12 protein-coding genes are annotated in these 14,876 nt (G+C 42.8%); 6 read left to right on the top strand and 6 right to left on the bottom strand.

Annotated features, from left to right (window positions below; all coding sequences use genetic code 11):
* Positions 1 to 299: 299 nt before the first annotated feature.
* A complete protein-coding gene (locus tag ABUE36_RS00435; protein WP_178941771.1) occupies positions 300 to 1,754 on the bottom strand; it encodes a YhgE/Pip family protein in 1,455 nt (484 codons plus the stop codon).
* Positions 1,755 to 2,073: 319 nt separating this feature from the next.
* Positions 2,074 to 2,676: a TetR/AcrR family transcriptional regulator gene (locus ABUE36_RS00430; RefSeq protein ID WP_161000725.1), complete on the bottom strand. Its 603-nt coding sequence runs from the start codon at positions 2,674 to 2,676 to the stop codon at positions 2,074 to 2,076.
* Between the two features lie 113 nt (positions 2,677 to 2,789).
* On the opposite strand from ABUE36_RS00430, the gene ABUE36_RS00425 reads away from it, so the two are divergent.
* Complete coding sequence (locus ABUE36_RS00425; protein WP_161000726.1) at positions 2,790 to 3,719, top strand: cation diffusion facilitator family transporter; 930 nt, start codon at positions 2,790 to 2,792, stop codon at positions 3,717 to 3,719.
* A 46-nt stretch (positions 3,720 to 3,765) separates the two neighbouring features.
* Here the strand turns inward: ABUE36_RS00425 and ABUE36_RS00420 are convergent, their stop codons facing one another.
* The gene (locus tag ABUE36_RS00420) at positions 3,766 to 4,710 is read right to left on the bottom strand and encodes a zinc-binding dehydrogenase (protein WP_178941770.1); all 945 of its coding nucleotides are present in this window, start codon (positions 4,708 to 4,710) and stop codon (positions 3,766 to 3,768) included.
* Between the two features lie 170 nt (positions 4,711 to 4,880).
* Here ABUE36_RS00420 and ABUE36_RS00415 point away from each other — a divergent pair, with 170 nt between their 5' ends.
* On the top strand, positions 4,881 to 6,623 hold the full coding sequence (locus tag ABUE36_RS00415) for an MFS transporter (protein ID WP_287707539.1): 1,743 nt from the start codon (positions 4,881 to 4,883) through the stop codon (positions 6,621 to 6,623).
* A gap of 64 nt (positions 6,624 to 6,687) precedes the next feature.
* A complete protein-coding gene (locus ABUE36_RS00410) occupies positions 6,688 to 7,221 on the top strand; it encodes a PadR family transcriptional regulator (protein WP_421016989.1) in 534 nt (177 codons plus the stop codon).
* A gap of 108 nt (positions 7,222 to 7,329) precedes the next feature.
* Here ABUE36_RS00410 and ABUE36_RS00405 read toward each other — a convergent pair whose 3' ends face one another.
* The gene (locus ABUE36_RS00405) at positions 7,330 to 8,118 is read right to left on the bottom strand and encodes a class I SAM-dependent methyltransferase (protein WP_287707538.1); all 789 of its coding nucleotides are present in this window, start codon (positions 8,116 to 8,118) and stop codon (positions 7,330 to 7,332) included.
* Positions 8,119 to 8,270: 152 nt separating this feature from the next.
* Positions 8,271 to 8,702: a nuclear transport factor 2 family protein gene (locus ABUE36_RS00400; RefSeq protein ID WP_161000731.1), complete on the bottom strand. Its 432-nt coding sequence runs from the start codon at positions 8,700 to 8,702 to the stop codon at positions 8,271 to 8,273.
* Positions 8,703 to 8,900: 198 nt separating this feature from the next.
* Here ABUE36_RS00400 and ABUE36_RS00395 point away from each other — a divergent pair, with 198 nt between their 5' ends.
* From ABUE36_RS00395 to ABUE36_RS00385, 3 genes are all read left to right on the top strand, one after another.
* Entirely contained in the window at positions 8,901 to 9,845 is a 945-nt protein-coding gene (locus ABUE36_RS00395) for a helix-turn-helix transcriptional regulator (RefSeq protein ID WP_178941768.1), read from the top strand.
* A gap of 42 nt (positions 9,846 to 9,887) precedes the next feature.
* Positions 9,888 to 10,982 (top strand): DNA alkylation repair protein, encoded by a 1,095-nt coding sequence (locus tag ABUE36_RS00390; protein WP_161000733.1) that lies wholly within the window; start codon positions 9,888 to 9,890, stop codon positions 10,980 to 10,982.
* 110 nt (positions 10,983 to 11,092) lie between these two features.
* A complete protein-coding gene (locus tag ABUE36_RS00385; protein WP_161000734.1) occupies positions 11,093 to 11,680 on the top strand; it encodes a helix-turn-helix transcriptional regulator in 588 nt (195 codons plus the stop codon).
* A 67-nt stretch (positions 11,681 to 11,747) separates the two neighbouring features.
* Here ABUE36_RS00385 and ABUE36_RS00380 read toward each other — a convergent pair whose 3' ends face one another.
* Positions 11,748 to 14,876 (bottom strand): AAA family ATPase, encoded by a 3,129-nt coding sequence (locus ABUE36_RS00380; protein WP_178941767.1) that lies wholly within the window; start codon positions 14,874 to 14,876, stop codon positions 11,748 to 11,750.

Raw genomic sequence — 14,876 nt, 5'->3', positions numbered from 1 at the left:
TCCAAAAGTGTCTAATACACGAAAGCTGTTATAAAACTGAGGCGAAGATAGCTGAACTCAAAATCAAATATGGATATGGAAGATACTGGTCGAATTACATTTATGCCATGACGCTCTTCTATGCCAACATGGAACAAATCTTGATTCAAACGACCAAGAAATACGGCCTGGAACAGTCACCCCAGACATCAAAAGACGGTTGGAATTTTCGAAATTCCAACCGTCTTTTATTAGTTGAACGCTTCCAGATGAGGCTGTTTTTCAGCAATCTTCTAACCAGCCCGTGCTTTTTGATGAAATTATGCAAAATCGACTAGTCTAAATACATCTCGCCGCAAGTCGGATCGGTACTTCAAAATAATCAACCCGTTGAAGACGATCATCATCACACCCAAAACAAGTACATCCGTCCTAATACTGCCGTTTAATGAAATTGACTGTCGTAGCCCGTCAATCAGATAAGTCATCGGAAGATACGGATTGATGACTCGAGCATAACCACTTGTCAGTTCGACCGGATACACACCAGCCGAGGCAGACAGTTGGAGCACCAGGATAATTGTGATCAACCAGGTACCGAAGCCGCCAAGCACGATTCGCAAACAGAATATCAATGACAAAAAGGTCAGCGAACCTAATAACAGCATACTTGCCAATTTAATCTGAGAAGTCGGCATTAAGTGATTACCCCAAGTCAGCGCCAAGAAAAGTAAACCACTTTGTACGGCGCCAAGTGCCCCGATAACTGAAAATTTTGATAGCCACCAGACAACTGCAGACTTAGGTCGTGACTTCGGTAAATAAGCATCGAACATAGTCCCTAAACCAATACCGCCGACAAACAAGCCGATGGCAATAAAGAATGGTGCCATGCCTGTCCCGTTGTTGGGTACTTTCGCCACGTCTGTTGTATCAGCGACCACTGGCGAGGCAATGTCGCCAGCTGTCCGGCGTTGCTCGTGTAATTGTTGTAGTTGGTGAACACTACCTGCAAGACTAGTGGTAAGCCGCGTACTTCCTAGAGTGAGCGCCGAACTACCATCATGCAGTTTTGCTAGGGCCGCATTCAGTTTACCCACACCACCGACAATCTCTGGTGACGTTAGGTTGGCGGTCTGCAATCCCTGCTGCAAACTAGTTGTTCCCACACCAACTTGTTGAATGCCGTTGGTTAAACTAGTCAATCCCGTTGTCACCTGATTGCTGCCCTTAGCTGCGTTCGCCATGCCCATTTGCACATGACCGATCGCCGTCAATAAAACACTGACGTACATTGCACTGACTTGCTTTGAAACCTTTGATTGAATCGCTGTGGCCGCCCCTGCAGTCATTTTTGAAACGACAAAATTACGACCAGAATTAACTGTATATCGGATGTGCAAACGTTGTGGTGAGCTCGTTAACAACGTTGTCGCATCACTAGAAAACCGTTTGGGAATTGTCACGACCATGTAGTATTTACCATTTCGAATCCCCGTGGCGGCCGCTTTGGCTGTTGTCACATGATAATCAAGTGAATCCGAACGACGTAGTTTAGTTGTTAATTGTTTACCAATCGCAATCCGTTTGCCACGATAGTTCTGCGGCCGATCCTGATTCACAATCGCAACCGGAATCCGGTCCATTTTCCCGTAAGCATTCCACATTGACGATAGGTATAAAAGACAATAAATTGCCGGGATCAATGCAATTAAAATTAATCCAATTAGCGTACTCCGGCTATGCCATAATTGCTGCCATTCTTTTCTCACCATCTCATTCACGTTCCTCTCTAACCAAAACTTATCAGGTGTTTCGGTTGTCGATACTAAGTGAAAGACACAGTGCAAACAATGGACAAAATGCATTCAACTGTCAATTTGACTAGACCACTAAACCAACTCCAAAAAGATCCAGTCCCTTGAAAGGCATGAGAGAACGTGCCTTCACAAAAGTCCCAATCCGTACATGAAATGAACACTTTCTGCCAACCTGCCCATTGTCTGTCTTGATGACGCTTCTATACTAAAAATAAGCCGTTGATCAAACCCAATTAATGGGCCTCGGCAACGGCTTATATGACGTTAATTAAAATTATTTTTCATTCTGAACAAGCGCAGTCAAATCAATGGGTGACAGTACTCGACTGTTCATAAAAATATCAAAAATTTCCCGCGGAGATTCCGGCTGTGCCTTTTGAAACCACTGGGTGATAATACCGGAGATATTTTGAACAAGAATGGCCCGTGCATACTCTAAGGGAATGCCTTCTCCGTGCTGATCTGACTCTCCAGTAATCGTTTCACGTGCTACCTCAGCTGTAATGAATGCTGTCATTTTACTCATCACTGATGATTCTGGAATTCGGTAAAGCGTTTGAACGAGCCGTTTGTGACGATTAAGGTAAACAAACATGTGATAGAAGACATTATCGGTCACTTGGTCACTTTTCTTCAATGCTACCTTCGTGTAGTCAGCAAAAATCTGCTCAATACCCGCTATCAACTCATCCTCATAGGCCGCCAGCATCGCATATTTATCCACATAATGAAGATAAAATGTCCCCCGGCTGATGTGAGCAGTAGTTGCAATATCACGAATGGTCATTTTTCGAAAAGTTTTGGCAGTCACAAGCTTAACAAACGCTTTTTTAAGCGCAACTTCCGTATTCTTTTCCTTTGTGTCTTGTGTCGTCATCCGCTCAGCTCTTTTCCGTTTTACATTACATCTGTTCTACATTACATCTGTTCTACATTACAGCTCTTACATTGATTCTACTTAATTTTCACTTCAAAACCTAGAGGCCGTTTATGTCAAAAGAAGTTGTCGATATCTCACAAAAACTACAAACAACCAGTAAGCATCGAATGGCAATGGCACGGCGACTCATCTATTTGAACATGAGTGTCTACCTACTTATGTCTGTCGGTGAATTACTGATTGGCCGATTCGGTCACGCAACGGTACTCATCGCTGATGGTAAAAATAATATCACAGGTGTGCTATCTTCTGTTTTACTACTTGTCGGTCTGCACTTTTCCAGCATCCCCCGTGATGATGTCCATCAAGAAGGTCACTGGCAATATGAAACCATTGCCGTATTTTTAGCTGGCATCATTATGGATCTTGTTGGCCTGAACTGTCTATGGTCTGCTGGGCAAAGTATGATTGCTATCATAATGGGTCAAACATCCGCGATTCGCATCATCGCAGCCTATACAGCAGCCATTTCTGGCACTCTAATGCTTGTGATCAGTCGAATCAATCATCTTATTGGTGTACGAACGCAAGACAGCGCGTTAATTGCTTCAGCACGAGATTCGCTCAGTGATGCTTTTACATCTTACGGCACTATGATTGCTATTTTTCTCACCTATTGGTTACGGCTAAATTGGTTTGATAGTCTCGCAACGCTTATCCTAGGTATTTATATCATCGTGAACGGTAATCAAATTATCAGTACCAGCGCTGAAAAATTGTCCAATGGCTTCAACCCTGTGATGCAGGCCCACATTCGTCATTATATTGGCCTAATGCCCGGTGTACGTGATATCGACTATGTTAATGGCCGTTACACAGGTGACAACATTATTATCGAAACTGAAATCCGCGTTTCTGGCAAACTATCCACCACAGAGAGTTTCCAGCTTTGCAAACGTATTGAAGCAGATGTACAAACACAATTTCCGATTTTGTATTGCTGCATTCAAGTACGACCATTTCCTAACAGTATCGACTAAATAACGTGTAACCCAAGACTGAGGATTACACGTTATTTTTGGAATATTAGTCAGTTGTCACGATAACTTGCCCTGGCTGTGGGTTTGCCATGACGTAATCTTGCGCCTTTGCAATGTCTGCTAACTTAAACGTCTTCGAAATCGGGATGCTCAGGTGATTGCGTTTGATCAAATCAAAAATTTCATCAAATAATGCCTGACTTGGTTCACCACCGTCGAATACAGACAGATAGGCACCGCCGAGCGTAAATGGATCAAACTCTTTAAAAATCCACTCGCCAGCCAGCAATCCAATCATACAGCACACACCACCGCGGTTTACATGTTGAATGGAATCCAAGCAACTGACCGTACCGACCATATCAACAATGCCATCAAACTTTTTATCCGTTTGAAGTTGGTTGTCCTGATCAATGACGACGTGATCGGCGCCTTGATCCAGCAATAATTGCTTACGTTCAGGCTTTCGCGTCGTGGCTGAAACCTCAATGCCTAGTGACTTAGCCAGGCCAATCATCGCCATCCCCACTGCAGTCGTGCCGCCACGGACTAACAATGATTGACTCTTTTGCACTTTCGTCATTCTCATTGCACCAAACGCGGTATAAAAGTTTTCCGGGTACTGTGCCAACGTTTGCCAATCAACATCATCGTCAACCGCAAACAATAGTTCATCGGGAACTAAAGCATACTCTTGATAACTACCGTCAAATTCACGACCAAAGCCACCGTTAATCACGAGAACCCGCTGGCCTTTAGTAAATTTCGAGTTTGCAGCTGGTTCAAATACTTCACCGACGGCCTCCACACCAATGACTCTTGGAAACTTAACTGATGGCGAGCCTCCTGCACGCGTCAATACTTCGTAACGATGAATTCCAAACGCCTTAATGTTAATCACCGTATGTGTCGCATCAGCCTTGGGAATGGGCCGATCTTCTATCTTCAATACACTTGAGTCGCCAGGCTCACTAATCACAACTGCACGCATTTTCCAACCTCCTAGTAAAATTTACTAATCATAACCTATTCCTACTGTAAGCCTTTTCTTGGATAAGGAAAATAAAACGAAGATTTTATATTGACAATGTTACTATTAACAATTATAGTATCAATTGTTCGAACGATACTATAATTGTTAATATGAAAGTGACATTGATTATGAAAAATAAAAACATGCTATTAATTCTAACCATGTGTATCGGCACTTTTCTATGCATGCTGGACACAACGGTGATGAACATTGCCTTACCCGCAATTCAAACCAGTATGAACGTGCCACTGGACCAGTTATCCTGGGCACTTAACATCTACACGATCACGTTTGCCGTACTCACTATTCCTTTAGCCCGGCTAGCTGATATTTTTGGTCGTAACAAGGTCTATCTCCTCGGTTTGTTGACATTTGCGATTGGTTCCTTTGTTTCAGGGGATGCAAATATCCCAGCAACTCTGATTGTCGGTCGAGGCATCCAAAGTATTGGTGCTGCGATTATTTTCCCAACCAGCATGACTATCGCTATTGCTTCGACCTCACAGGAAAAACGTAAAACTGCACTGCTTACAATTGGTCTCACACAAGGTCTGGCCTCAACTTTAGGCCCGACCATCGGTGGTGTGGTCACTGAGTTCCTAGGTTGGCGCTGGGTCTTCTACATCAATCTCCCCTTACTGTTGATTGCCTTTATTGCCGTGATTATGCAATTACCGCTACGTCATGAACCACGAATCAACGCTAAAATTGATTTTGGTGGCATGTTACTTTTGATGGTGACCTTATTTTCACTCACATTATCCCTAACGCAGGCCACAGATTGGGGTTGGACGAGCAAACGGATCATCGGTCTAGCGGTCTTGACTGTGATTGCTTTTATTGCCTTTGTCTTCCTAGAATCACGTGTGAAATCTCCAATGGTTCGTCTAGATTTGTTTGCTGACCGTCAATTTTCTGGTGCGGCCCTCACTGTTATCTTGGCCGGCTTATTGTTAATCGCAGTGATGGTCATTATGCCAACATTCTTCACACAGGTTCAGGGCAAAACAGAACTTATCGCGGCTCTGTTAATCACACCAGCCTCGTTCATGATTTTTGTGATGTCACCAATCGCTGGAAACATTATTGAACATTACGGTCCCCGTTTGATTATTACTTTAGGATTTTTGTCCATGGCGGCTGGTTATGGTGTTCTTGGCTTTATGAATCCTGACCGTTACTGGCAAACATTGATTGGCCTTGTTCTGCTCGGTGCTGGGTATGGCGTCATTATTGGGCCCATCACTGTCCTGGCCGCATCTGACTTTGAAGGCGAAAAATTGACGGCTTCTCAGTCCGTTATGGGTGTTCTTCGTCAAATTGGGAGCGTTCTGGCTGTTGCTATCTTCGTGTCTCTACTGACAAGTAACATCAATACTGCAAAAACAACAGCCTGGCATGATGCCCGCAACCGTATTGAACAAACATCTTTGTCTCAGACCACCAAGCAAAAAATGTTAACCGTTACTCATCAACATTTCACGAGTAATGGTGCTAAAACATCAGGTCATCACAGTAACGGCATCAGCCAGCAACAGCAGGCACAGATTATTTCTCGAGAAACAGCCTTGGCTACTGTTAAAGCCCATGTTGATCAACTTCCAGCACCACAGCAGGCAATTGTCCGTCAGCAAATCAAGACACAAGTGACCAAAAAGGTTTCCGCCGTCATCAAACATGACAATCGTGAAATCAAACGAACTAGTTCTTCTATCGCAACACACACAAAGTCTTTGATTTCACAGGCGTTCTTAACGTTATATCGACATGCATTTCCGTTTGCCATTGTGTTTGTTTTCGTTGCCCTTCTCTTTTACCGTCGTAAAGATTACTTGGCACTCATTCATCACGATGTAAAAGTCGAACAATAAACATATCAATATTTATAAATTCTGTGATAATCTGTATTTAACCTTCAAAGGAGTCAGAGTATTCATGAAAAGTCGCCAAATCGTTCTTGGAATTTTAAAAAGTGGGCCTCAAACTGGCTATGACATTACTCAGTTATTTCAAACCAGTTTTGCCTTTTTCTTCGACAGTTCAGCTGGCATGGTGTACCCCGCCCTGCGCAAACTGGAAAAGGACGGTTTGGTGACTAAAGAAATTGTGCCACAACAAGGTAAACCGGATAAACACGTGTACACCATTACGGACGCCGGAAGTCAGGAATTTGAGGACTACTTAAAGTCGCCCGTAGAACCAGAAAGTGTCAAATCGGACTTCTTGGCACGGCTGATGTTTGGTGAGTTTGTCGATCCTAAGCATATCGTTCAAATTGTTAAAGATGAAATTGCTAAGGAGACTGAAGAAGCTGAACAACTACAACAGCGCCTTAAAAATTATCTGCCAACGTACAATAAAACAATGTCTACCGGACAAAAGCTTGCCTTTGCCTATGGCATAAATTCAAGTAAGACTGAAATTGCCTTTTTACAGCAATGGTTAGACGAGCATCCAGACGGCAAGTAATTGCCACACACGTCGAACTATATATTCAAAAAGGACCCGATGAAGATTTTTAAGCTTCATCGGGCCTTTTAAATTTCGTATGTTAATGGTCTCTGTTACTCTGACCACTCAGTTATTAGCAATTAGTAATCCCACTTGCTTAGGAATCATAATTGCGCCGTCACGCTGTCTTAATGCCTCGAAATACGTCGCAAGTTGTTTTAACAACGCATCATCAATACCGTCGTCAGGTGTTCTCGTAGATTCAATCCAAGCAATCAAGTCCGCCGTTTTCGTAATACGTAAACTATCTGGGTAATCGCGACGGGCAACCTGTCTAAACGCAGTCTCTAATTGTGGTACTCCGTTTTGCAAGTTAAAGCTCAGCTGGTCAGAAAAAGACGTATTTGATGGTTGAATTGATTGAATAGCAGTATGCAGGTAATATTCCATGCCATGATTTCCATTCGCTGATGTGTAGAATGTGCCGTGCGGTTTCAGAACTCGCCTAATCTCACGGATCGCCAAGGCAATATTGGGGACAGTATGTAATGTATGATTAGCAATAACGATATCAAATGTACCGTCCTCAAACGGAATTGACTGGGCATCGATTTTTAAGCAATTAACCCGAGAATCCTGGTCAAATTGCCGCGTTACCTGATCAACCATGCCCTGAGAGTAGTCAGATAACGTTAATTGAACGGTCGACGAAATCTGAGTCAAATAGCCTTCCCAAAGACTACCATTGCCGCAGCCCAACTCTAATATTTTGTCACCTGGACGAATCGTTATCTGCTCACGCAGCCAAGGCATCAGCCCTTGGCTGTTCGTACTGTACTGTTGATGCAATCGTTGGCGAATTGAGAGATTCTTGTCTGTTTGATACTGTGCATTATTTTCAGATTGTGTCGTCATATCATTCCAAGCCTCCAAAGAACTCATGTGGCAAGGCACCGAAATGACCTTACGCCATGATGAATAATCTAACTATTCACTTTTTGGATTAACTCTGCAAGATATAATTTTTCTATTTCGTTGCGGCCAGCTTTTGTCGCGGCCGTTCAACCTTAGTTTGTTGCATTAGGTGTGTTGCTAGTCATTACTGCCATGGTATCCATGTAGTCATACCAGTGGACAATCTTTCGATTCTTGATAATCGCAATAGAACAAAAGTTATTGTCATAATTCTTACCAGTACTTGGTACAGTGCCATGCACAGCATATTCTAAAATGACCGCTTGCCGTTCAGAATCTTTGTACACACGCAAACCATCTGCGCTGTTTAACACAGCCGAATAACCATCAAACCAATTCATATAAGCCTGGCGACCTTCAATTTTATTTGTGAAACCAGGAATATTATACATAAACTCAAATACTGCGTTTTCGTCTACTGCTTCCCAGAAATTATCACTGTCAACTTCTCCTTTGAGCCCTTCCATAACAATGTTGAAGAAAGCCTCTGTACCTGGCTTGTATGTGAATTGTTCATTACTCATGATTAATTCCTCCTAGGATATTTTTGCATTTTCCAAACGAAATTCAGTAAGAATATAACCTCACTGACAAAATTTAGTTTATCAGTCAAAACATGACAACATTCTGTCATGTTTTATTAAAAAGGTGCAGAATCAATTATAGAGACTGCACTAATCAGCATCACTGTAATGCCATTACCAATAGAAAGGCTAGTCAAGATGAAATCAAACCGACTATTTCAAATGATTTACTTACTATTGAACCACGAAAAAATATCAGCACCTGCCTTAGCAGATCAGTTAGACGTTTCCGTGCGAACTGTCTATCGATACGTTGATGATCTGTCCTCGGCTGGCGTTCCCGTTTATGTTCTACAAGGCCGCAATGGTGGGATTGAACTATTGCCGGGCTATAAAATCGATAACACGATTGTCGATAAACAAGAACAATCCGCCATTTTGACTGCTTTGAATGGTTTAAAAAGTTTTGGTATAGACAATGGCAGCACGTTGGAAAAGCTATCAGCAATTTTTCATCAACAGCCAGTTGCGTGGATTACCATCGATCCATCCACGTGGTCTGACCAACGTCAGCAAAAAAATGATCTGGCTAAACTTAGGGATGCCATTATTCATTCTCACCTCATTAATTTTAATTACTTAAGTGCTAAAAACGAATATCTACCTCGCGAAGTTTTTCCATATCAAGTCATCTTTAAGGATAAGGCCTGGTATCTTCGTGGTTACTCGGTGGAGCGGCAAGCGGATCGCTTATTTAAGCTTTCACGTATTGATCATCTGCAAGTTTCTAAAAAACAATCAATGGTCGATGGTAAACGGCCTTGGTTGACTACCCGTTCATCACAACAATCGACAGCAATACATCAAATTCCAATTCAATTACACGCAGATGCAGAGTTGAAATATCGCTTGTTTGAGGCCTTTGCAACCAGTCAAATCATTCAAGAAGCAGACGGCGGCTACATCGTTAATACCAAAATAAATGACGATGATTGGCTGATCACCTATTTGCTTTCCTTTGGCTCTCATTTAAAAGTCGTAAAGCCCGCTTCTTTACAACAACGAATGAAACAAGAAATCAAAAAATGTTTGGCGCAATACAAATACATGACAAAGGATGTCAGGATTTGTTTTGTAAAATGAATCTATTAATAAAGTCACATCAATTCATGGAGGCACAGTTGCATGGCAGACGCTTTAAAAGATGTTTATTCAACAACATTCCTAACTCAATTAGGAACCGCAATTTCTGAACACGATTCATCGTTTGACGTTTCAAAATTCGTCCAAGACACAGTTAACGCTCAATGGTCATCACTCAAGTTGATGGAACGACGGGATCAAATAACTAAATCCTTACATAACCAGTTGCCTGGAGATTTCAAGCAGGCCGTCGAACTTCTATGTAATATCAGTACAACAATCACCGGGTTCGCGGCACTCTGTTTGCCAAACTACGTTGCAATGTACGGACTCGATGACTGGCAAACTTCGATGACAGCCCTCGGTATTTTGACGCAGTCTTCCTCAGCAGAATTCGCAATTAGACCTTTTCTGGTTAAATACCCTGAACAAACGATTGAGCAAATGATTGAGTGGTCTCATAGTCAAAATATTGACCAACGTCGATTGGCTAGTGAAGGAATCCGGCCACGTTTGCCGTGGGGAATCCGACTAACCCAATTCGTGGATGATCCGACACCAATCTTTCCAATTTTAAAGACACTTATTCACGACCAGAGTCAGTATGTGCAAAAAAGCGTCGCCAATAATCTCAATGATATTAGCAAGGATCATCCGCAATCCGTAATTAATTTTTGTCAGACACATTGGCACGATTCTGAAACAACCGATTGGATCATTAATCGTGGCCTACGAACTTTATTTAAGTCAGGTAATCCAGATGTACTGTCACTGTTGGGCTACAGTCAACATGACGCAGCATTGCTGACAAACGTTTCACTAACAGCCTCTTCAAAAACGACTACACTGAACCAAACATCAGTATTTAACTATCAGCTCACAAATGTCACAAATACGGATCTGCCACTTTATCTTGGTTACCGCGTACACTATGTTAAAAAGAACCAGCAAACATCTGCTAAAGATTTCTTTATCAAGCGTGTCAACTTAAAGTCACAACAGATACTAGACGGGCAATTCAAGCTGGCCTGGAAACAACTGACGACCCGCACTTTATATGCTGGCAATCACCATATTGAACTACTCGTTAACACTGTCCCAACTGCGACCACGGACATTAACTTATCAATTTCCTAGTTAACCAAATTTTTATTATTCAAAACTGACAATGTAACTATAAAGTCCTACCTCTTCTGAAAATAAGCCTTTACACTTGATGTATCAAAGAGATCGAGGAGGCGAAGAGTATGAAAATCAGTCAACAAATCAAGCAACAACGTGAACAACGACATTGGTCACAAGCTAATCTGGCTAAACGTTTGAATATTTCACGCGAATCTATTTCGAAATGGGAAAGTGACACTGCGTTACCAAGTTTCACCAATGTCATTAAGTTAGGCGAACTTTTTGATTTATCATTAGATGATTTGATTAAGGGCGATGATAAGTTGATTCACAAATTTGAGTCACATGGGCCAGAACCGTTATCTAGGCTAAGTAAATTTGTTCTTAGCGTGGCAGGTCTATCTATTGTCGGGTATTTGATTGGGCTAGCGCTTCACATGTCTGCTAGTAACCTTCGTGATTGGTTAGAATTGCCATTCATCATTACATTGATTTGGCTTCTTTGCACAATCAACTGGACACAAATGAACCGAATCTTGTCAAAGAAAACGTTAATAATCGGCGGACTCTGTTTAACGCTTCTGCTTATTCCGAGCTTAACGCAGTCTATTCATGATATGATTTCAGGAATGTGGGCCGGTATCATGCAAAGTGAAAAGGATGGTTATCTAGGCGTAATCCTCCTTTTTAAGTCCATTTTATTCAAATAGAACGCATAAAAAATCGACCAATTTTCTCAAATTGGTCGATCTTTTATTTCCCAGGAAATATCTTTAACTACAGCTCATGCTGATACTTAATTGTACTCTGCCCATTCGCTAACGAAACAACCTGCAGTTGATCCGGAATTTGTTCCTGCATTTCTGTCACGTGACTGATAATACCAATCATCCGATTGTTGCCTTCAATGGTCTGTAAAGCTTCCATCGCCATCTGCAAAGCTTCACCATCCAGTGAGCCAAAACCTTCATCTACAAAGAGTGCTTCGATTGTGATTCCGCCCGCTTCGCTTTGAATGACTTCGCCTAGTGCCAAGGCCAGTGACAAAGCAGCGATAAAACTTTCGCCACCGGACAAGGTATGCACGCTACGGACTTTGCCAGCCTGATCGTCAAACACGTTGATCTCTAACCCAGTATCTGTAGCCCGTGAACCAGTAGCTGTATCCAAGCGGAACTGATAGCGTTTATTCGTCAATACGGCTAGCCGAACATTGGCCACTGTCAGCACTTTCTGAAGATAGGTTTGTAAAATATACCGCTCCAAGCTCAGATGCATATCGCTTCTACCAGTAGCAGTGTCAGCCAACTCAGCCATTTCGGCCAATTGTTGTTGTGCTTCGCGGCTTTCATCCATTAACGTCTTCATCTTGGTCGCCACATCTTCATTGCTTTGGACGACTTGTTGAAAATCATAGAATGCTTGCTGTGCACTCCGTTGCTTTTCGGTCTGTACTTCACGGGCTTTGGCAGTTTCGTCCACATTTGGCTTAGTCTGATCGCCAATTTGTTTCGTAAGTGTCTCAACTTGCGCAGTAGCACGACTTTTATCTGTTAAGAAACGTTGATGCACTTTTCTTTGATTATCAAGTTTGGCAACTTCATTCGCCAATTGATTGAACACTGCCAGTTCCACAACGGGGCGTCGTTTATTTAAGGCTTCATCAAATGTTTGCTGTGCACTCATGGCTGCCCTGTGTTGTTCAGTTTGAGTCTGGGTCAGACTCGTTACCTGCGTTTGTAATTGTGTAACGTTTTGCTGGGCCTTATTTTGGGCAGTCTGATGTTTGGTCGTCTGATCTATATAAACCTGACTCGCCTGTTCAACTTGCTTAATATGCGCATCTAAGGAAGCTAAATCGTTAAACTGGTCTGGAAGATCATGACGACGGTCTTCAAGTTGTGCCGTCACGGTAGTTAATTCCGTTTGCACATGTTGTACCTTTTTGTTGGCCTCATCACGCTGGGCAGTCAGCGTTTCTAACTGCGGTTTGATGACGGATAATTGTTGCTGGAGTTGCGTACGATGTTCCAGGGCATCGTTCAGTTGTTGAACCGTGTTAGCTAATTGTTGCTTAAATTGTGATAACGCATTACGTGCACTATCGGCAGTCACTGATTTGTCTGCTAGCTCAGCAACACGTTTAGCCCATTTTGACTCATTTTCCGTATAGGCAGACTGATCCTTTTCTTGCGCTGCCCTCAATTCATTGAGTTGTCCCGTAACATTAGCAACCTGCTGATTGATGTCCTGTCGCTGTTTATCTGCCTCCTTAAGTTCGTCTTCAGTTACGGCTGTTACTGTCGCCACCGCAATCTTAGGATGTTCCGTAGAACCACATACTGGGCAAGGTTCGCCATCTTCTAATTTTGCACTCAAACGCTGAATTTGGCCGACAGTCCAGTCGTGATCCAACTGTTGATAATGATCCGCTGCATCTTTTTGTTTGGCGGTCAATTCAGCCAATTGTTGTGCCGTTTTATCTATTCGTTGATGTCGCAGTTGTAACGCGTGCTGTTGTTGATCGAGGTCTGCTTGTTGATCAGTTAATGTTTTTAACGCATGTTGCTGATCTCTAACCGTTAATTGCTTAGCGTCTAATGATTGTAACGTCGTGAGTTGCTGATCCAGCTGATCACGTAACTGCTGTTGCTCGCTGAGTTGCTTAGTCGTTAGCTCAGCGTTTGTTTGAGCGGCCTTTAACTGCTGCTGTTGTGCCACTTGCTGTTTACTCAACGTCGCCACAGTTTCAAACAATGGTCGCACTTGTTTTAGGCGCGTCAGTTCAGATTGCCGTTTGGCCTCTTCCGGTTTTTGCGCATTTAATTGTTCAACGACTGCTATCGCTTCAGCCAATGTCTGTTGAGCAGTGTTCAAACTAGTTTTACTCGATGCCAGCCGTTCCGTGGTCCGCGTTTCCTGTTGCTTTGTTTCTACTGCCTTTTCTTGCAGTGGCATAGTTTGTTGAACCCACTCCAACTGTTTGATGTGAGCGGCTAGTTTTTCCATTTCAGCTGTCTGCTGATTGAGTTTGGTCAGCGCCAATTGTGCTTGCTCACGTTGGTTAAAGACAGCTAGCAAACTTTCTTCTGTTTTAACCTGAGTAGTCAATTGGCTCAATCGAGCTGATTCCTTGTCGTTTTCTTGTCGTCTACGTGCTAATTCCGGCTTCATCGCTTCATTTTGCTGAACCAGAGCGGCCAAAATGTCTGTAGCCGGTGCATCAGCGACCGGTACTTCTGTGTCATCTTGCCATTTAATCATTTTTGCATACGTCACCAATTGCGTACTCTGATCTTTTGATGCCTGACGCATCGTCTTTAACTGATCATTTAAATTATTGGCCCAACGCTTATATAAATCAGTTCCAAACAAATCGGCTAACAAAGCTTCCTTGTCATTACTGTTTGCCTCAAGAAAATGTCTGAACTGACCTTGAGGTAACAGAACGATCTGAGTGAATTGTGCTGGCGTCAGATGGAGCAAATCAAATAGTTTCTGATCCACTGTTCCGCGTTTCGTCCAGCTTTGTTCTTTGCCATCGCGATCAGTAACGGTCAATTCTACACTGGCAACTTGTTCAGTTGTCCCTGTACCACGCTTTTTAGCAAGGATCTGTTTCGGTTTGCGATTGATCACATATTGTTGACCATGGTGTTCGAAAATGAATGTGACAAACGTTTCTTCCGTTTGGTCAGCAAAGTCCGAGCGCATTTCATCGGGATTGCGGTCACCACCAGAAGAACGGCCAAACAGTGCAAAGCACATTGCGTCAAAAATAGTTGTTTTACCGCTCCCCGTCTTACCACTAATCAGAAACAATGGGGCATCATTAAAATCTTCAAAATCAATTGTTTGGTCCTTATAAGGGCCAAAATTTACTAAGCGAATTCGTAATGGTCGCAT

Source organism: Furfurilactobacillus cerevisiae, from assembly GCF_048961765.1.
GTDB classification, from domain to species: Bacteria; Bacillota; Bacilli; order Lactobacillales; family Lactobacillaceae; genus Furfurilactobacillus; species Furfurilactobacillus milii_A.
Note: the sequence above shows the minus strand (reverse complement) of the source record. Positions and strands in the feature narration are given on the sequence as shown.

Bases quoted from the DNA above. Each gene is read 5' to 3' on its own strand.
- ABUE36_RS00435 (WP_178941771.1), bottom strand. From the start codon at position 1,754: ATGGTGAGAAAAGAATGGCAGCAATTATGGCATAGCCGGAGTACGCTA.
- ABUE36_RS00430 (WP_161000725.1), bottom strand. From the start codon at position 2,676: ATGACGACACAAGACACAAAGGAAAAGAATACGGAAGTTGCGCTTAAA.
- ABUE36_RS00425 (WP_161000726.1), top strand. From the start codon at position 2,790: ATGTCAAAAGAAGTTGTCGATATCTCACAAAAACTACAAACAACCAGT.
- ABUE36_RS00420 (WP_178941770.1), bottom strand. From the start codon at position 4,710: ATGCGTGCAGTTGTGATTAGTGAGCCTGGCGACTCAAGTGTATTGAAG.
- ABUE36_RS00415 (WP_287707539.1), top strand. From the start codon at position 4,881: ATGAAAAATAAAAACATGCTATTAATTCTAACCATGTGTATCGGCACT.
- ABUE36_RS00410 (WP_421016989.1), top strand. From the start codon at position 6,688: ATGAAAAGTCGCCAAATCGTTCTTGGAATTTTAAAAAGTGGGCCTCAA.
- ABUE36_RS00405 (WP_287707538.1), bottom strand. From the start codon at position 8,118: ATGACGACACAATCTGAAAATAATGCACAGTATCAAACAGACAAGAAT.
- ABUE36_RS00400 (WP_161000731.1), bottom strand. From the start codon at position 8,702: ATGAGTAATGAACAATTCACATACAAGCCAGGTACAGAGGCTTTCTTC.
- ABUE36_RS00395 (WP_178941768.1), top strand. From the start codon at position 8,901: ATGAAATCAAACCGACTATTTCAAATGATTTACTTACTATTGAACCAC.
- ABUE36_RS00390 (WP_161000733.1), top strand. From the start codon at position 9,888: ATGGCAGACGCTTTAAAAGATGTTTATTCAACAACATTCCTAACTCAA.
- ABUE36_RS00385 (WP_161000734.1), top strand. From the start codon at position 11,093: ATGAAAATCAGTCAACAAATCAAGCAACAACGTGAACAACGACATTGG.
- ABUE36_RS00380 (WP_178941767.1), bottom strand. From the start codon at position 14,876: ATGCGACCATTACGAATTCGCTTAGTAAATTTTGGCCCTTATAAGGAC.